We start from the raw sequence: 17,744 nt of genomic DNA, 5'->3' as shown, positions 1-17,744 counted from the left end.
TGTTGTGTTGTTTTCTGAGACCGGCCTCTGCCGGAAAAGTTTTACCCAGCGGGCAAAATTTGTGTGAATTCGTCGAAATAATTAGCTGTCGTCCCGGTCACACCACCGTTTTAGATCAACAAGCTACCAGCCAGGCTCGCAACAAAACAAAACTGACTAAATCTTAGACGATCTCCTCTCGAGGCAACGGCGCTCAGCCGCGGCCATCCACCGGCTCCGGCTCCCCGGCCATCGCCGCCTGAACCGCGCGATCAATCGCCTCCCGGGCGCGGAAGATGCGCGAACGCACCGTACCTACCGGACACCCCATCACCTCGGCGATTTCCTCATAACTGAGACCTTCCATTTCGCGCAGGGTAACCGCGGAACGCAGGTCTTCCGGCAGATCGCGGATGGCGCGGTGCACCGTGGCTTCCAGCTGATCGCGGAACAACTGGTTTTCGGGGGTTTCGTTGTCGCGCAGAAGATCGGCGCCGGAATAGTACTCGGCGTCTTCCAGGTCCACATCGGACGATGGCGGGCGCCGGCTGCGGGAGACCAGATGATTCTTCGCGGTATTGATGGCGATGCGGTACATCCAGGTGTAAAAGGCACTCTCACCGCGGAAATTGCCCAAGGCCCGATAGGCCTTGATAAAGGCCTCCTGCACCACATCGTGTACTTCTGCGTGGTCATTGATGTAACGGCTGACCACCGCCATGATCTTGTGCTGGTATTTCAACACCAGCAGGTCAAAGGCGCGCTTGTCCCCTTTCTGAACCCGCTCTACCAGCTGGCGATCACTCGGTGACGCCTGTTGCCCTGTCATCCCCTACTCCCAACCGCAATTCCGGTCCAGATTGACCGCGAACCCAGGATTATTCTGTTGTGTCGAAGACACCGAAATTTGGTCATAAGTTCCTGACAAATCGGTAATTTTTGTAGATGGCGTATACTACGCGCCCCTCAACATGAATAAAACTCTATGAGCAGAGAGGCGAAGGAACCCTTGAGTACCGGCGAGACCAGCAGTAAGAATCACTATGACGTCCTGGTAATCGGCAGTGGCGCCGCAGGCCTCACCCTGGCCCTGCACCTGGCGACACGCCACCGGGTGGCACTGCTCTCCAAGCAGCGCCTGCGCGACGGTTCGACCTGGTTTGCCCAGGGCGGTATTGCCGGCGTTCTGGACGAGACCGACTCGGTCGACGCGCATATAGCCGATACATTAGATGCAGGAGCCGGACTCTGCCACCCGGATGCCGTGCGCTTTACCGTGGAAAACAGCCGCGATGCCGTGCACTGGCTGATCAACCAGGGCGTGGACTTTACCCGCGAGAGCGACGGCGATTACCACCTCACCAAAGAGGGCGGGCACAGCCATCGCCGCATCATCCACAGCGCCGATGCCACCGGGCGCGCGGTGCACAGCACCCTGATCGAACAGGTGCGTAACAGCCCGAATATCGACTGCTTCGAGCACCATATTGCCCTCGACCTGATCCGCCAGCCGGATGCGGATACCGGGCGTTTCCGCTGTGCCGGCAGCTACGTGTACAACAAACAGACCGAAGAAGTGGAAGTCTTCCAGGGCCGCGCCGTCATTCTCGCTACCGGCGGTGCCGCCAAGGCCTACCTGTATACCAGCAACCCGGACGGCGCCAGCGGCGACGGTATCGCCATGGCTTGGCGCGCCGGCTGCCGGGTGGCGAATATGGAATTCAACCAGTTCCACCCCACCTGCCTGTATCACCCCAAAGCCAAATCCATGCTGATTACCGAGGCGCTGCGGGGCGAAGGTGCGCAACTCAAGCTGCCCAATGGCCAGCGTTTTATGCAGCGCTTTGACAAGCGCGGAGAGCTGGCACCGCGGGATATCGTCGCTCGCGCCATCGACCACGAGATGAAGCGCCTGGGTGCTGACTGCCTCTACCTGGATATATCGCACAAAGATCCGGACTTCGTGCGCGAGCACTTCCCGACCGTTTACCGCAAGTGCCTCGAATACGGCATCGACATCACCAAAGAACCGATCCCGGTGGTGCCCGCGGCGCATTACACCTGCGGTGGTGTGATGGTGGACCAGCACGGTCGCACCGATCTGGATCAGCTCTACGCCATCGGCGAAACCACCTTTACCGGATTGCACGGGGCAAACCGCCTGGCCAGTAACTCTCTACTCGAATGCGTGGTATACGCGCGCTCCGCCGCCCTGCATATCGAGGAAACCCTCAACGGTGTGACATCACCGAAGCCCGCCCTGGCCTGGGATGCCTCACGGGTGACGGACTCCGACGAAGACGTTGTCATCTCGCACAACTGGGATGAATTACGGCGTTTTATGTGGGACTTTGTCGGGATTGTGCGCACCCGCAAGCGTCTGCTGCGGGCCGAACACCGGGTAAAACTGCTGCAACAGGAAATCCGCGAGTTCTACGCCAATTACAAGATTACCAGTGACCTGATCGAACTGCGCAACCTAGCGGTGGTATCTGAACTGATCATTCGCTCGGCGCTGGATCGCCGCGAAAGCCGCGGGTTGCACTACTCCCTCGACTACCCGGGGCTGCGGGAGCTGGCCATGGACACCATTCTGGTGCCGGAAAACTTCGCCAATCAGCGCCAGTTCATCGACCTGTCAGACACCCGCTAACAGCCCACTTGTATTGCGTACCCTCCCGCGTTCAGCGGGAGTAGCGCAGGGCGACCAGTAACCGCCGCCAGTCATCGGCGTCTGCGCCATCCCGACACAGCACCAGACGCATGCGTTTTCCGTCCAGATCGCGACCATTAATCACAATCAGCCAGCGCCACACGGTCAGTTCGCCGCAGAAGTGAATTTCCCGCTTGGCACCGCCCCTCCTTTGCCAGTACCAGCGCCGCTCCGACGTGGTAAGACGCCCCTCATACCGCGCTCCACGCCGCCATTCACAGTGGGCAAACACCAGAATTGCGGGTACGGCGACGGCCACCAGCCCCCAGGGTAGGCGTGACAGTGTCAATAACAGAACAGACAGGAACGCCATCAGGACAACGACGCCCTGCAACAGGCGGGAAGGCGAAAGGTCGCAGGCCAGGCGGGCGCTGCGCTCGGGGTGAGCGGCCCCCGTCTCGACGGCACTACAGCCCTTGGGGGCGGCAGCCTCGCGAGACGCTGAATCAGTCCTGCAGACCGGTGTTGTCACGGATGATCTGCACGATTATTTTCAGCTCAGGATCTTCCGGGTCATCCCGGCGCAGGAACCAGGCGAACAGATCCTGATCCTGCTCGTCCAGCAAGGTGATAAAGCGCTGCTTATCGTCCTCTGGCAATGTTTCATACACATTTTCCAGAAACGGCAGCAGCACCAGGTCCAGCTCCAACATGCCGCGGCGGCAGGCCCAAAACAGGCGGTTGCGATCCATACTTCTTTCTCAAACCCAGGTTGCGAATTGCGCGCAGTATAGCGGTAGTTGAAATCCCGCCGCAAAACCCCAAATACTGCATCATCGAAAACAGTGGCCGAGAACAACGGCCGAAAGCAGCGAGTTCAGCATGGATCAACAGCAGTGGCAGGAATATCTCAGCAGTCAGGGCGCACAGTGGAGCAACGGTGCTGCAGAGTTTGATACCGGAGCCGAGGCAGACTCCGCTGCCGACCTGCAACTGATCGACCTCACACCGATGGGGGCGATTTCCGTCTCCGGCCCAGACAGCCAAAAATTCCTACAGGGCCAGATCACCTGCGACCTGCTCAACCTACCTGATGAACACCTGACCCTGGGCAGCCACTGCAACCCCAAGGGTCGTATGATCAGCGCGTTTTACGCACTGAAAATCGACCAGAGTGAATTTGTACTGCTGTTACCCAGGGACCTGGTAACTACCGCCCTGGCTGCACTGAAAAAATACGCCGTCTTCTTCAAGGCCGAACTGGCCGATATCAGCGACCAGCAGCACTGGCTGGCACTGTGCGGCCGCGACGCGAGTACAGCCTCTAGCCAGCTGCTAAACCTGTCCAGCGGCGCCGACACCGACCTGCTGCCGGGCCAATTGCGCACCTTCGACCACAACGGCCAGCGCGCGCTGGCCGCCTGCGCCAATGAGCGCCTGGTAATGATCCAGGTGCCCACCGAACAGGCTGCCGACCTGTGGCAAAAATTGCGTGGCAGCCCCGCGGTTGCCGCTGGCTACAGCCAATGGCAGAAGCAGCTGATCGAAGCGGGCCTTCCCCTCCTGCACCAGAGCACCAGCGAGACCTTTATTCCGCAGATGCTCAATCTGCACCTGCTGGGCGGCGTCAGTTTCAAGAAAGGCTGTTACACCGGCCAGGAAGTGGTAGCGCGCATGCAATACCTGGGTGCCGCCAAACGCCGCATGTACCGCGTGCGTATCGACAGTGGTGAAGTGCCGGAACCCGGCGCGGATATTTTCACCCAAGCGGGTGGCTCCAGCGTGGGCAATGTTGTCATCGCAACCAGCGGAACCGATGAAGTAGACCTGCTGGCAGTACTGACCAAGAGCAAGGTCGCCGATGGCGAAAGCCTGCAGCTGAAAGATGCTCGGGTGCTGGAACTACTGGAGCTCCCCTACGACGCGGATGCAGATCCGCTGGCGTAAACGGCCTGCAGGCTCACACCTCCACCGCCACCCGCTGCAAGGCACTGGCCGCGGGTAACGCCCAGTCAATGGGCACTTCTCCGCGCTGCTGTAAATACGCATTGGCTTGCGAGAAAGGCCGGGTGCCGAAAAATCCCCGATGGGCGGACAACGGTGACGGGTGTGGCCCCTTCAATACCAGGTGCCGATGGCGATCGATAAAGCTGCCTTTTTTCTGCGCATAACTGCCCCACAGGATAAACACCAGCCCCTCCCTTTGCTCCGCCAGCGCGTGCACGGCCGCATCGGTAAACTGCTCCCAACCGCGCCCCTGGTGCGCACCTGCTTTACCCTCTTCAACCGTCAGCGTCGCGTTCAGCAACAGTACGCCCTGCTCCGCCCAGGGCTGCAAACAACCGTGCTCCGGGACTTCCACCCCGAGATCGGAATGAAGCTCTTTGTAGATATTCTTGAGCGAAGGTGGAACACGTACCCCGGGCATAACAGAAAAGCACAGGCCGTGAGCCTGCCCCGGGCCGTGGTAGGGGTCCTGCCCCAGAATCACCACTTTTACCTGATCAAACAACGTAGAGTTGAAGGCGTTAAAAATCTGGCCAGCGGGCGGAAAGATGTTTTTTCCGGACTGCTTCTCCTGCCGTAGGAACGCTCGCAGCTCGCCCATGTAAGGGCTGCTGAATTCCGATTCCAGGACGGAATACCAAGACGGATGAATTTTAATATTTTCCGGAACTTGCATACTTTCATTACCTGCCTCCAGGGCAGACCCCTACAAAATTTTGTGAACCTGCATACGCAGTGCCGGTACCACTTCCTGTTCGAACCACGGCCGGCGCTTGAGCCACAACGTATTTCTCGGACTCGGATGGGGAAGCGGGAAAAAGCCGTGGGGCAGTGCATCGATATAGTGGCGCACATTTTCGGTAATGCTGCCATACCAGTGGGGGAGATAGTAGCGCTGGGCATACTGCCCGATCAGTAACGTCAGCTGGATATTTGGCAGCTGCTCCAGCAACTGCCGGTGCCAGGTTGGCGCGCACTCGGGCCGCGGTGGCAGGTCTCCGCCTTTACCGCGTCCCGGATAACAGAACCCCATAGGCATAATGGCGATACGGGACTCATCGTAAAAACCTTCCCGATCCACCTGCAGCCATTCGCGCAGGCGGTCACCGGACGGGTCATTCCAGGGGATTCCGGTTTCATGCACCCGGGTACCTGGCGCCTGACCGATTATCAGCAAGCGTGCACTGTGGGCCGCACGCACTACCGGGCGCGGACCAAGTGGCAGGTGCGGCTCGCACAGGCGACATGCCCGCACTTCTTTCAGTAGTAGATTCAGTTTGTTCTGTGCCAAAACCGTTTTATCGAAACCCGTGTATCAACACCGTCATATCAATCTGTACCGAGCGAAGGGAAGGCCAGCTGCATCAGCAGGCCGCGACTGTCTTCTGGGGCCGCCACACGGGTGACACTGTTGTTGTCCAGTGCCACAAAAATACCCTGTGCATTTACCGCCAGCCCCTCACCTTTGCCAAAATTGGTTTTGCGGTATACGTACCCGGGCCCCTCTTCAATATGCCGGTACTCGATGCACCACTCGGCAACAAGGGTCGCCAGGCTTCGCCGGCATACGGCGAAGGCGTTGCGCTCCAGGGTAAACAGGGCGCCGTCATAAAATGCCAGTGCAGTCAGGTCTTCAGAGCGGTCGCGAAAATCCAGCCCGGCGACCGCCGGCAGGGTATAAAAATGCTGCCCCACCTGATCACCGGATTCAAGCTTGAGCAGACCCCGGGGATCGCGCTCCAGCGCCACCCAGAAATCGCCTCCGATTTTGACCAGCCCTTCGCTTTCGGCATTAAACAACTGCAGATAGCCCTGGTTGCGCGCAGATTCAGACCAACGCACCGGCATCCATTCGCCCTTGCCGCTGGCCTGATCCAGCCTGACGATACGGTTGTGCCTTTCGCTGAGCAGAAAGATCGCCGAGTCGTCACAGGTAATCCCTTCGAAGTCCATACTCAGCGGCGTACTCGCATAGTGCAGAGCACGCGCTTTTACCGAGATCGGTTGATCTTCCGGCAGTGGCGGTCGGGAAAAGTCAACTTTGGGAACCAGCGGTACCGAGTCGCTCCCGGGCTCGGGTGCAAGCCGGTAGATGCGCTCCGATACCTTATCCGCAACAGCGAGCAACTCTCCCCCACACAGACTCAGGCCGGATATATCCAGCCCCTCACTGCCATCCATCCACCAGGCCTGCAGCAATTGTGCCCGCACCACCGGAGTCTCCTCAGGTAGCTCCTCAATGAGTGATGACGGCTCAGCACACAATCCAGCGGCAACAAGCAAAAGCGACAGGCCGAGCATGTACCGGCGCAGCGGCCCTGACGCGCGAAAAATCCTTTTCAAACATCCCCCAATACGCCGCTACGGCGGTATTGCAATTAGACTCAATCGCGGAAATTGTTGAACTGCAGCGGCTGCTCCAGCTCCTTACCCCGCAACATGGCGATCACCTGCTGCAGGTCGTCGCGCTTTTTACCGGTGACCCGAACCTGGTCCCCCTGAATGGACGCCTGCACCTTCATTTTTTCTTCCTTGATGATCTTAACAATCTTTTTTGACAACTCTTTGTCGAGACCATTTTTCAGGGTGACGCCGACTTTAACCTGCTTGCCCGACTGCTCCTCTTCCCCAACTTCCATTGCCAGCGGGTCGATATCGCACTTGATCAGCGCCGCGCGCAACATATCCACCATCTGCTGCACCTGCATATCGGACTCGGCGCGCAGGGTCAGGGTGAATTCTGACATTTCCACCTCGGCATCCACGCCCTTGAAGTCAAACCGGTTGGTGATGGTGCGGTTCACCTGGTCCACGGCGTTGGTTAGCTGGTGTTTGTCTACTTCTGAAACAATATCGAATGAAGGCATTATCTGGCTCCGTATTTTGGCCCGCACACCGGCGGGCATGGTATGAATTCTATTTCCAGCGCTGGGGCAGCACTTCCACATTCTCGCTTTCCCCAGCTAACCACAGGTGACCGTCCTGAATGGTTACACTGAGGTCCATATTGCGCTGCGCGAGTGCGGCCAATTCCGCGCAGTTCTCCGCAGGGAGAAAAAAGACCTGCAGGTTTTCGAAACGCGCGCAGGCCGATTCCATTTTCTCCCACCAGACCGGCGCAGTGCGCTGCCCATAGGCGTAAACCAGCACTTTTTGTGCACGGCCGCAGGCCTTGCGGATCCGATCTTCCGCGGGCACGCCCACTTCAATCCAGGTTTCAATTTCCCCAATGAGGCTGTGCGCCCACAGGTCTGCCTCGTCTTCACTGGACAGACCGCGGGTAAACTCAAGTTGCTCACTGGCATTGTGCGCAAACGCCAGCAGGCGGATCATCATGCGCTCATCGGTTTCCGACGGGTGGCGCGCCAAGGTCAGCAGATGCTCGCTGTAATAATCCCGATCCATGTCGGCAATCTGGATCTTCGCCTTGAATATGGTCGCTTTTAGTGCCATTACTTGTCTCTAATTAAGCCGGCAGAACAGTCTTGCCGGATACCGACGGATTGGAGTCTATTATTGTCTTGTTCGGAACCAACATGGATGAACGGAATGAACGCTGCACTCACGGGAAAACCAAATTTTACACAACGCCGCCTCTGGCAATCCCTGCTACTTTCGCTGCTGGTATTTGGCTTGAGTGGCTGCGGAATCAACAATATTCCCACCTACGATGAAAATGTGAAGGCGGCCTGGGCCCAGGTACAGAATCAGTACCAGCGCCGTGCGGACCTGATTCCCAACCTGGTGAAAACCGTCAAGGCTTACGCCACCCACGAGCGAGAAACCCTGGAGGCGGTCACCGAGGCCCGCGCCAAGGTGAACTCCATGCAGGTGGACTCCGGGATCATCAACGACCCCGCCAAGCTGCAACAATTCGAGGCGGCCCAGTCCCAGCTCAGCAGTGCCCTCTCCCGCCTGATGGTGGTGGTTGAGCGCTACCCGGACCTCAAGGCCAATCAGAACTTCCTCGCACTGCAGTCACAGCTGGAAGGCACCGAAAACCGCATCAGCGTAGCCCGCCGGGATTATATCGCCGCGGTCGAACGCTACAACCGCGAAATCCGCACCTTTCCCGGTCGAATCTGGCACCGCGTCCTGTACAGCGACATGCCCATCCGCGACACCTTCGAGGCCACCAGCGAAGATGCTGAAAAGGCACCTGAAGTCGACTTCCAGTAACCTGCGGGGCCCTGTATGACGATCCAGCGGATCGCCCTACTCCTGTTTCTCGTGCCGGCACTGCTATGGGCCGGCGCTTCTCATGGTGACGTCACCTTTCCGTCTCTCAGCGGGCGCGTGGTCGACGATGCCAACCTACTGAGCCAGAGTACCCGCTACCAGCTCACCGAGATGCTGCAGGCGCAGGAAAAGGAAACCTCCAACCAGATCGTGGTTGTTACCCTGCAGGACCTGCAAGGGCTCACCATCGAAGAGTACGGCTACCAACTGGGGCGACACTGGAAAATCGGCCAGAAAGACAAGGACAACGGAGTGCTGCTGATTGTCGCACCCAGTGAGCGCAAAGTGCGCATCGAAGTGGGTTACGGCCTGGAAGGTGCGCTGACGGATGCCCTTTCCGCGAATATCGTCCACACCAAAATCCTACCCCAGTTCAGAAGCGGCAATTTTGATGGCGGGGTAACCGCCGGCGTCGAATCCATCATTGCGGCCATCAAGAACGAGTATGTACCCGAACCCACGGAATCCGGCAATGATCGCCGGTTAGCGCTGCTGGTTGGCATTTTCCTGCTGTTCATCATGCTGCAGATTTTTGGCGCCTCGGTGCTTGGCGCGCCGAGCGGTAGCAGCAACTATCGCCGCGGGCGCTACGGCGGCTATTACGGCGGTGGTGGTTTTGGCGGTGGGTACGGCGGTGGCGGCTTCGGAGGTGGAGGCTTCGGCGGGGGCGGTGGCGGCTTTGGGGGCGGCGGCGCCTCTGGAGGCTGGTAACCGGCCGGCCGAGACTGCAGATACGGAGCCCACAGGCCAAATGAGATAAAACCATGCTAAACGCACACGAAAAACGCACCCTGGCGGAAACCATCAAGGAGGTTGAAGCCCGCACCGATGCCGAGGTGGTCACGGTGCTGGCGGGCCAGGCGGACAATTACCTGTATATCTCCACCCTGTGGGCGGCTTTTCTGGCGCTGTTGATTGCACCGCTGATGCAGTTTCTGCCCTGGTGGATCGAATACCCGCAGGCATTCACCCTGCAGTGGATCCTGTTTATCGCACTGGCGGTGCTGTTCCGATGGCGCCCGCTCACTATGAAGCTGGTGCCCAAAAAGGTGCGCTTCTGGCGCGCGGCCAATCTGGCGCGGCGGCAGTTCCTGGAACACGAGCTGCACAGCACCAAAGACCGGCTGGGCCTGCTGATCTTTGTCTCCCAAGCGGAGCATTATGTAGAAATTCTTGCGGACCGGGGCCTGGCGGAACAGATTACCAATGAAACCTGGCAGGAGATCGTGGAAAACTTTATCCGCGAGATCAAAAAAGGAAAAACCGGTGAGGCCTTCGTGCACTGCGTAGAAAAGTGTGGCGAGCTTCTTGAAGAAGCGGCGCCCGCCACCACCATCAAGAATGAACTTCCCAACCACCTGGTGCTTCTATAATTTGCTACAGAGCGGAAAACGGCAGATTCTGGCGAAGGCAGATTCTGGCAAAAAACGAAGTCGATTGGTGAATCTATGATATTGCGCAAGCACGCCATCCCACTGGCGGCCATCTCCCTTCTTGCGGTGGGCGCAGCGATCGCTCACTGGACTTCCACCCCCTCCTCCGGGCAACCCACTACTCAGGAAACGATGTTTTCCAACACCGGCAACACTTCTGGGGATCTGGGAGATCGGGTCCAGCAGTTGGAAAAAACCCTGGATCAGACACTGAAAATCCAGGGGCAACTGCTGGAGCTGGTTAACGAACTGAGCAGTCGCCTCGACCCGGGGTCCGATGGCAACGAAACCCAACATGCATTCGACGCCCAAAACGAACATGAAGTCATCGCTCACCAACAACGCGCCCAGCGACGCCACCAGAACCGCTTCGAACGGATGCGGGAAAACCAGATTCGCCAGCTGACAGAGGCCGGCCTCAGCCCGGAGCGGGCTGCGTTTATCATCGACAAACAGGAGCGAATCCAGTACGAACAGATGCAGTTCAGCTATGAATACCACCACCTGCAAAACAAGCGCTCAGACCGGGCCAAAGAGCTGCAGGCAAACTTGCAGACCTACAGCAATCCTCGACGTGTATTCGAGCAGGAGCTGACCAGTGCGGAGTTCGAGCAGTATCTGGAAGCCTTCGGCGGCCGCACGGAAATGGAAATCGGCGACCTGCTCGAAGACACGCCAGCGTATGAGGCCGGCCTGCGCCCCGGCGACAAGATCATCCGCTACAACAACCAACGGGTGTTCCATATGGGAGACCTGCGCTCTCAGGTGTACCAGGCGGAACCCGGGTCATCCGTAGCGGTGGAAATACAACGCAAAGGCAGCTCTGCACCGGAGACGATTTACATTCCCGCCGGGCCGCTGGGTATTCGCGGCTGACCGTTTACGCCGCAACCTGAACCTCCAACAAAAAAGGGCGATGACCTTCACGGTCATCGCCCTTTTTCATTTTGTCGGTTTAACCCGCACCCATTTATTCAGGCGCAGTTTCCGGACGCATATGCGGGAACAAGAGTACGTCGCGAATAGACGGGGAGTTCGTCAGCAGCATTACCAGACGGTCGATACCAATACCTTCACCGGCGGTGGGCGGCAAACCGTATTCCAGTGCACGGATATAGTCGGCATCGTAGTGCATGGCCTCGTCATCGCCGGCATCTTTTTCTGCTACTTGCGCCTTGAAACGCTCCGCCTGATCTTCCGCGTCGTTCAGCTCGGAGAAACCGTTGGCGATTTCGCGGCCGCCGACGAAGAATTCGAAGCGGTCGGTAACAAACGGGTTGTTATCGCTGCGGCGCGCCAGTGGCGACACTTCAGTCGGGTACTCGGTGATGAAGGTCGGCTGGTCCAAGCGGTGTTCGACGGTTTTCTCGAAGATTTCGATCTGGATTTTGCCCAGGCCCCAGATTTCCTTGAGAGGAATCTCCAGCTTCTCCGCAACTTTTTTTGCACTCTCGATATTGTCGATATCAGCGGCTTTGAGCTCCGGGTTGTACTGCAAAATGGAGTCGAAAACACTGATACGATCGAACGGCTTGGCAAAGTCGTAGCTGCTGTCCTGATACTGAACAGTGGTGCTACCCAGCACGTCGGTGCAGATACCGCGGATCATGTTTTCGGTCAGATCCATCAGGTCGTTGTAGTCCGCATACGCCTGGTAGAACTCGAGCATGGTGAACTCGGGGTTGTGGCGTGTAGACAGACCTTCGTTGCGGAAGTTGCGGTTAATTTCGTAGACGCGCTCGAAGCCACCGACCACGAGACGCTTCAGGTACAGTTCCGGCGCAATGCGCAGGTACATGTCGATATCCAGGGCGTTGTGATGCGTCACAAACGGGCGCGCGGTGGCGCCACCGGGAATGACCTGCAACATGGGGGTTTCCACTTCCATAAAGTGGTTTTCATTCAGAAAGCTGCGGATGTAGCTGATCACTTCGGAACGGATGCGGAAGACATCGCGGGATTCCGGGGTGGCAATCAGGTCTACGTAGCGCTGGCGGTAGCGCATTTCCTGGTCGGCAATGCCGTGGAATTTTTCCGGCAGCGGGCGCAAGGCTTTGGTGAGCAGGGTGTACTCTTCGCAGTTGACGTAGAGGTCGCCTTTACCAGACTTGTGCAGCTGGCCTTTGACGCCAACGATGTCGCCGATGTCCCAAGTGCCCCAGCGCTCTTTGATGTCTTTTTGTGCGGTTTTGTCGGCGTACAGCTGGATGCGGTCAGATACATCCTGAATAACCATGAAGGGGCCACGTTTGGCGAGGATACGGCCGGCGACGCAGGCGGTGTTGCCCTCCCCTTCCAGCTCTTCCTTGGTTTTTTCACCAAACTCTTTTTGCAGGTCGGCGGCGAGGTGTTCGCGGCGAAAGCTGTTCGGAAAGGGATTCCCCTTTTCGCGCATGGCACTCAGTTTAGCGCGGCGCTCGGCGATCAGTTTATTTTCGTCTTGCTGAGTTGGTGTATTGCTCATGATCTATCACGTGTCTTTTTGGGTGTGGTGCGTGCTTCGTAGCTTGGTCGAGCTTTGTGCGAGTACCGTGGCGGCTGAGCACCGGGTATCCCTTTTCGAAACCGCTGTGAATACGTCCCTGTACGCTGCGGCGGCGACATCCCTGTCGCCGACGCTTTCGAAAAGGGATCCCCGGTACTCCGCCTTCGATTTGAAGCAATGTGCTTCGTAAGCCAGCAGAGTCCCGTAGCTTGGCTTTATAGACCCGCCTTCAGGCTCGCCTCAATAAACTGATCCAGATCCCCATCCAGCACTGCCTGACAGTTGCTGGTCTGGACATTGGTGCGCAGATCTTTGATGCGCTGGTCGTCCAGTACATAGGAGCGGATCTGGCTGCCCCAGCCGATGTCGGATTTGCTTTCTTCCATCGCCTGTTTTTCGGCGTTGCGTCTTTGCATTTCCTGTTCGTAGAGTCTGGCCCGCAGCATCTTCCACGCTTTATCGCGGTTCTGGTGCTGGGAGCGCTCGCTCTGACAGGCAACCACAATGCCGGACTCGATATGCGTCAAACGCACGGCGGAGTCGGTTTTGTTGACGTGCTGACCACCGGCGCCGGAGGCGCGGTAGGTGTCTTCGCGCACCTGGGATTTGTCCACTTCGATTTCGATGTTGTCGTCGATCTCGGGGGAGACAAACACGGAGGTGAACGAAGTGTGGCGACGGTTGCCGGAGTCGAACGGGCTTTTCCGTACCAGACGGTGTACGCCGGTTTCGGTGCGCAGCCAGCCGAAGGCATATTCGCCCTGGAAGTGGATGGTGGCACTTTTTATGCCCGCAACTTCGCCGGCGGAGGCTTCTTCCAGAGTGGTTTTGAAACCGTGGGCTTCGCCCCAACGCAGATACATGCGCAGCAGCATTTCGGCCCAGTCCTGGGCTTCGGTGCCACCGGAACCGGACTGGATGTCCAGGTAGGCGTTATTGGGGTCGGTCTCGCCGGAGAACATGCGTCGGAACTCGAGGGTCTCCAGTTGCTGCTGGAGACTTTCGAGCTCGCTGGAGACTTCCGCTACGGAGTCTTCATCATCCTCTTCCACAGCCATATCCAGCAGTTCACGACTGTCGCTGATGCCGCTGTCGAGGTCTTCGATGGTTTTGACCACGGTTTCCAGAGCGGAGCGTTCACGCCCAAGGTCCTGGGCGCGGTCGGGATCGTCCCAGACACTGGGCTCGGCCAGTTCCAGTTCGACTTCGGTCAGGCGTTCTTTCTTGCCAGCGTAGTCAAAGGTACCCCCTAAGAACGTCGGTGCGCTCTTCGAGGTCTTTCAGCTGGTTGAGAAGCGGATTAATTTCCATAGATGCGTCGGCTTCTGTCGGTTTAAATCGGGCGCGCATTCTACCGCAGGCGGCCCCGAGAAATAAGGGGGCAAGGGTATTCGTGCGCGCGCTGGCCCCAGGGGCTTGAACTTAGCGTCTCCCGTTGAAGGTCTTGGGTTGAGGACCTTGTATTGAAGACCCTTGAGCTGCTGGTCATACCAGCGCTAGAATGGCCTGACCAATAAGCAAAGCTATCAGGCCAATTTTGAGCGGAGCGGATGTCATGGCAACGCCTGTTGTTAACCACCTTTCTTCCCTTTCCCGCCTGCCGGGGATACTGATTCTCAGCGTGTACGCAGCGTGCGCGAGCGCCACCCCGGCAGAGCACATATTTGACGCGGTGGTCAGCAAAAACCCCGGCGAGACCTCTACCGCCAGTTATCCAACCATCTCTGAGGCCCTGGCAGCAGCCCCGCAAAATAGCGACGAGCCATTCGTCATCTATCTCCCCGCCGGCCGGTATACCGAGAAAGTACTGATCAGTAAGCCCAATATCCACCTGGCGGGTGCCGGGCGCGACAAGACGATCATCCGCTACGGAGACTATGCCGGCATGCCCGCACCCGGGGCAGAACCCGGCTCTGATGTGACGATGGGGACTTTTGCCACAGCGACACTGACGGTGGAAGCGAAAGACTTTCTCGCGCAAGACCTGACCATCGAAAACAGCTTTGACTTCCTTGCCAGCGATGCCCTGCCCAGGGATCACCCCCAAAAGGTCAACGGCACTCAGGCGGTAGCGTTGGAAACGGGATTGGGCAGCGACCGTTCCGCATTCCGCAATGTGCGCCTTCTGGGGTACCAGGACACGCTGTTTGTGCAAGGTGGCCGCAGCTATTTTCTGGACAGCGTGATCGAGGGCAATGTGGACTTTATCTTTGGTGCTGGCCAGGCGCTGTTTGAAAACAGTGATATTGTCACCCGGCCTCGCGGTACCGAACGCGCCAATGTGGGTTATGTGACGGCACCGAGCACCAATATCAGCAACGAATTCGGGCTGGTATTTCTGAATTGCCGGCTGCTGAAAAAGGAAGGCGTACCGGCCGGTTCATCTCCACTGGGGCGCCCCTGGCACCCCACCACCAGGTTTCCGGACGGCCGCTATGCGGACCCGGACGCCATAGGTGCAGCGGTGTTTATCAATTCTTATATGGATGATCACATCCCTGCCGATGGCTGGGCTTCCATGCGCGGCACCAGCCGCGACGGTACCAAGTCCACGGTTTTCACGCCGGAGAGTGCGCGGTTTTTCGAGTACAGGAGCTACGGCCCTGGCGCTGCAGACAATACGCAGCGCCGCCAATTGAGTAACGAGGAAGCCGAGAAATATACCCGCGAGCGGATTATGGCAGGGTGGGAACCCGCATTCTGAAGTGCGCGTGGGGTGCGTCGGCGGTCGAAAATTGCCAGCACCCCGACGCAGGGAGTCGATTCACCTGTCCCGCGGCGTGCCGGGGTTTACTTGCGGACAGTCGACCAGCTTGTACTGACCCTGTTTGGCCGGGTCAAAGCCCAGCTCTAGTGCGGCGTCGAGAAAACTGGCCGGAATGCGATGCATCAGCAGATCCCCGGTCGCACCACCGCAGACGCTGGGGTACATCCGGTCCGTGCGGACCCCGCAGCGGGACTCCTGCACCTTGATCCCGTTTTGCGCGAGGTCGGCGCCACTGGATTCGAGACTTTTGCCCCCGCCTTCGCACTGGCGGTTACCGCGGGGCTGCATGACCCAGAGGCTCTGAGCGCCCTGTTTCTGTTCACCCGTATCAGTATTTGAAGCAGATTCCGCGCCTTTCTGGTCAGACATTGGCGACGCCTCCTCAGTTTGCTGCGGTGTTTGCTGCTGGTGACTCTCAGGCTTGTCCGGAGACTGTTTACCCGGCCCCTGTTTTTGCGATGAGTCACAACCGCCGATGACTGCGGTCAATACGACTGCCAAAACCACTCGTAACCAGGCATGACACATAAACCTTCTCCTTTTTCGCTATTTTGCCGCGCCTGAGCAAACAGGCCACGAACAAACAAAGTTCCATCTGATCAGCTTAGCGCGAGCCACCCGCCCACGCCCAGCATCAAGGTGCCGGCGATGCGGTTCATCAGGCGCACATTTTCTCCTTTGTGTAACAGCCGGCTCAGTGTGCGACCTCCGCTGGCGTAAATCAGCATACAAATAAACTCCAGCGTCAGGATAATACACAGTAGAACCACCATCTGTGCAAGCAGCGGCTTGTCCTGGTGAATAAACGGTGGCAACAGGGCGATGAAAAAGGCCCAGCCTTTCGGGTTGGCCACAGCAGTTACGAACCCCTGGGTCATCAGAGAAATCGCCGGCACCGCGGGCTGCGCTTCGGCTGTGGGTTCCACCAGCACCATGCGCCCGCGCGCACGCCACATCTGGATTCCCAGATATGCGAGATACAGGGCGCCGCAGTATTTGAACACCTGAAACGCCGTTGGGTGCTTCAGCATAAACGCAGCAATACCCACCACCGCCGCGATCGCCACTACAGCAACACCACACAATTCGCCCAGCATCATCCACAGCGTACGGCGCACCCCGAAGGCCATGCCCATGGTCAGCGCCAGAGTCATGCACATACCCGGGGTGATAGACACAAAGAAAAATGTCGGCACAAACAGCGCCAGTACAGATAAATCAATCACAACTAATTCCAACGATGCACCGTTTGCGATACCTCATCAGTGATGGGTTCCGGCGTGGGCGCCGTAGCGGCTCAGCAACATACCTGCCAGCATCAACCCACAGCCCAGTAATTCATGGCCGGTAAAAACTTCACTCAGGATCAACCAGCCGGCGATCAATGCGAATACCGACTCGAGGCTCATAATCACCGTCGCGTGCGAAGTTGCCGCGTGCCGCAACCCCAGCAGTTGAAAAGTAAACGCGATAGCGGTTGAAAATATCATCATATAGACGATGGGCCAGGCCGCATCAATAGCACCCTGTAACGTCGCCTGCTCGATCAACAGGGAAGCCGCGGCCGAAAACACCCCGCAGAAAATAAACTGGATGGCCGCCAGGCGCAGCGCGTGATAACGCTGTACCAGGCGATCCGCCGTCAGCACCTGCAGTGCAAACGCAAACGCGCCGGAGAAAACCAGCAGGTCGCCAATCATCTGGGACTCTTGTGAAAAGTCACCCAGTACGTAGAGCCCGATCAACGCGACTCCGATACCTGCCCAGGTCCAGCGATTGGTTGCCACACCAAGAGACAGACCAATCACCGACACCAGCAGCATCTCCATGCCGGAAATAAATCCTGCACGCCCGGCACCCGTGTATACCAGCCCCCACTGCTGTAACGCCGCACCGAGAAACAGCCAGAAACCGAGCACCGCCCCACCGGGCAGGCAGTTGCGCCAGCCGGTTTTGATCTCTGCGTCCTCTTGTGGGGTAGCCACTTCGCGTCGGGAAGAAAGCCAGTACACCAGCGGTATCAGAATCAGGCCACCGAGCAAAAATCGCCACGCGTTGAACGCCAGTGGCGGCAAGTGGTCCATGGCCATTTTCTGTGGCACAAACGCGATCCCCCAGAAAAGCGCCGCCAGCAACAGCAGGAGCTCAGCACGAGCCTGTTTTTGATGCATAAATATTCCA

General features: G+C 58.1%; 20 protein-coding genes. 7 read left to right on the top strand and 13 right to left on the bottom strand.

The window, feature by feature from the left end:
- Positions 1 to 193: 193 nt before the first annotated feature.
- Positions 194 to 808, bottom strand: coding sequence for an RNA polymerase sigma factor RpoE (gene rpoE / locus Q1A74_RS02325; RefSeq protein ID WP_299592017.1), 615 nt, complete (start codon positions 806 to 808; stop codon positions 194 to 196).
- A gap of 156 nt (positions 809 to 964) precedes the next feature.
- Here rpoE and nadB point away from each other — a divergent pair, with 156 nt between their 5' ends.
- Entirely contained in the window at positions 965 to 2,632 is a 1,668-nt protein-coding gene (nadB, locus tag Q1A74_RS02320; protein ID WP_299592016.1) for an L-aspartate oxidase, read from the top strand.
- A gap of 31 nt (positions 2,633 to 2,663) precedes the next feature.
- Here the strand turns inward: nadB and Q1A74_RS02315 are convergent, their stop codons facing one another.
- The gene (locus Q1A74_RS02315) at positions 2,664 to 3,164 is read right to left on the bottom strand and encodes a protein YgfX (RefSeq protein WP_299592015.1); all 501 of its coding nucleotides are present in this window, start codon (positions 3,162 to 3,164) and stop codon (positions 2,664 to 2,666) included.
- Positions 3,139 to 3,384, bottom strand: a complete 246-nt coding sequence (locus tag Q1A74_RS02310; RefSeq protein WP_299592013.1) for a succinate dehydrogenase assembly factor 2 — start codon at positions 3,382 to 3,384, stop codon at positions 3,139 to 3,141. The genes Q1A74_RS02315 and Q1A74_RS02310 overlap by 26 nt, the downstream gene beginning before the upstream one ends.
- A 130-nt stretch (positions 3,385 to 3,514) precedes the next feature.
- Here Q1A74_RS02310 and Q1A74_RS02305 point away from each other — a divergent pair, with 130 nt between their 5' ends.
- Positions 3,515 to 4,579, top strand: coding sequence for a folate-binding protein YgfZ (locus tag Q1A74_RS02305; RefSeq protein WP_299592012.1), 1,065 nt, complete (start codon positions 3,515 to 3,517; stop codon positions 4,577 to 4,579).
- 13 nt (positions 4,580 to 4,592) lie between these two features.
- Here the strand turns inward: Q1A74_RS02305 and ung are convergent, their stop codons facing one another.
- Genes ung through Q1A74_RS02280 form a run of 5 tightly spaced genes read right to left on the bottom strand, consistent with a single transcriptional unit; the run spans position 4,593 to position 8,092 of the window.
- A complete protein-coding gene (ung, locus tag Q1A74_RS02300) occupies positions 4,593 to 5,315 on the bottom strand; it encodes a uracil-DNA glycosylase (RefSeq protein ID WP_299592010.1) in 723 nt (240 codons plus the stop codon).
- A 30-nt stretch (positions 5,316 to 5,345) separates the two neighbouring features.
- Positions 5,346 to 5,930: a uracil-DNA glycosylase family protein gene (locus Q1A74_RS02295; RefSeq protein ID WP_299592008.1), complete on the bottom strand. Its 585-nt coding sequence runs from the start codon at positions 5,928 to 5,930 to the stop codon at positions 5,346 to 5,348.
- A gap of 38 nt (positions 5,931 to 5,968) precedes the next feature.
- Entirely contained in the window at positions 5,969 to 6,982 is a 1,014-nt protein-coding gene (locus Q1A74_RS02290; protein WP_299592006.1) for a hypothetical protein, read from the bottom strand.
- 41 nt (positions 6,983 to 7,023) lie between these two features.
- Positions 7,024 to 7,506 (bottom strand): YajQ family cyclic di-GMP-binding protein, encoded by a 483-nt coding sequence (locus Q1A74_RS02285; RefSeq protein ID WP_299592005.1) that lies wholly within the window; start codon positions 7,504 to 7,506, stop codon positions 7,024 to 7,026.
- 49 nt (positions 7,507 to 7,555) lie between these two features.
- Positions 7,556 to 8,092, bottom strand: coding sequence for a YaeQ family protein (locus tag Q1A74_RS02280; protein ID WP_299592003.1), 537 nt, complete (start codon positions 8,090 to 8,092; stop codon positions 7,556 to 7,558).
- Positions 8,093 to 8,188: 96 nt separating this feature from the next.
- On the opposite strand from Q1A74_RS02280, the gene Q1A74_RS02275 reads away from it, so the two are divergent.
- The 4 genes from Q1A74_RS02275 (at position 8,189) to Q1A74_RS02260 (ending at position 11,187) form a co-directional block, all read left to right on the top strand.
- Positions 8,189 to 8,818, top strand: a complete 630-nt coding sequence (locus tag Q1A74_RS02275) for a LemA family protein (protein WP_299592001.1) — start codon at positions 8,189 to 8,191, stop codon at positions 8,816 to 8,818.
- Positions 8,819 to 8,833: 15 nt separating this feature from the next.
- A complete protein-coding gene (locus Q1A74_RS02270) occupies positions 8,834 to 9,589 on the top strand; it encodes a YgcG family protein (protein ID WP_299592000.1) in 756 nt (251 codons plus the stop codon).
- 53 nt (positions 9,590 to 9,642) lie between these two features.
- Positions 9,643 to 10,251: a TPM domain-containing protein gene (locus Q1A74_RS02265; RefSeq protein WP_299591998.1), complete on the top strand. Its 609-nt coding sequence runs from the start codon at positions 9,643 to 9,645 to the stop codon at positions 10,249 to 10,251.
- 75 nt (positions 10,252 to 10,326) lie between these two features.
- Positions 10,327 to 11,187 carry a PDZ domain-containing protein gene (locus Q1A74_RS02260; RefSeq protein WP_299591996.1) on the top strand — a complete coding sequence of 287 codons (861 nt, stop codon included), beginning with the start codon at positions 10,327 to 10,329 and terminating at the stop codon, positions 11,185 to 11,187.
- 94 nt (positions 11,188 to 11,281) lie between these two features.
- Here the strand turns inward: Q1A74_RS02260 and lysS are convergent, their stop codons facing one another.
- Both lysS and prfB read right to left on the bottom strand, forming a co-directional pair.
- Complete coding sequence (lysS, locus tag Q1A74_RS02255) at positions 11,282 to 12,775, bottom strand: lysine--tRNA ligase (protein ID WP_299591994.1); 1,494 nt, start codon at positions 12,773 to 12,775, stop codon at positions 11,282 to 11,284.
- Between the two features lie 236 nt (positions 12,776 to 13,011).
- A protein-coding gene (gene prfB / locus Q1A74_RS02250) for a peptide chain release factor 2 (protein WP_299591992.1) occupies positions 13,012 to 14,107 on the bottom strand; the annotation gives its coding sequence in 2 pieces (ribosomal slippage) (positions 13,012 to 14,034 and positions 14,036 to 14,107; 1,095 coding nt in all).
- Positions 14,108 to 14,351: 244 nt separating this feature from the next.
- Here prfB and Q1A74_RS02245 point away from each other — a divergent pair.
- Complete coding sequence (locus Q1A74_RS02245) at positions 14,352 to 15,500, top strand: pectinesterase family protein (RefSeq protein WP_299591990.1); 1,149 nt, start codon at positions 14,352 to 14,354, stop codon at positions 15,498 to 15,500.
- Between the two features lie 60 nt (positions 15,501 to 15,560).
- On the opposite strand, the gene Q1A74_RS02240 is transcribed toward Q1A74_RS02245, so the two are convergent.
- The 3 genes from Q1A74_RS02240 to Q1A74_RS02230 all read right to left on the bottom strand — a co-directional run bounded on the left by Q1A74_RS02240 (position 15,561) and on the right by Q1A74_RS02230 (position 17,734).
- Positions 15,561 to 15,932 (bottom strand): hypothetical protein, encoded by a 372-nt coding sequence (locus Q1A74_RS02240; RefSeq protein WP_299591988.1) that lies wholly within the window; start codon positions 15,930 to 15,932, stop codon positions 15,561 to 15,563.
- Between the two features lie 230 nt (positions 15,933 to 16,162).
- Positions 16,163 to 16,789, bottom strand: a complete 627-nt coding sequence (locus Q1A74_RS02235) for a LysE family translocator (RefSeq protein WP_299591986.1) — start codon at positions 16,787 to 16,789, stop codon at positions 16,163 to 16,165.
- Between the two features lie 36 nt (positions 16,790 to 16,825).
- The gene (locus tag Q1A74_RS02230; protein WP_299591984.1) at positions 16,826 to 17,734 is read right to left on the bottom strand and encodes a DMT family transporter; all 909 of its coding nucleotides are present in this window, start codon (positions 17,732 to 17,734) and stop codon (positions 16,826 to 16,828) included.
- Positions 17,735 to 17,744: the final 10 nt, after the last annotated feature.

This window comes from uncultured Microbulbifer sp., from assembly GCF_947504145.1.
In the GTDB taxonomy this organism is placed as follows: Bacteria; Pseudomonadota; Gammaproteobacteria; order Pseudomonadales; family Cellvibrionaceae; genus Microbulbifer.
Note: the sequence above shows the minus strand (reverse complement) of the source record. Positions and strands in the feature narration are given on the sequence as shown.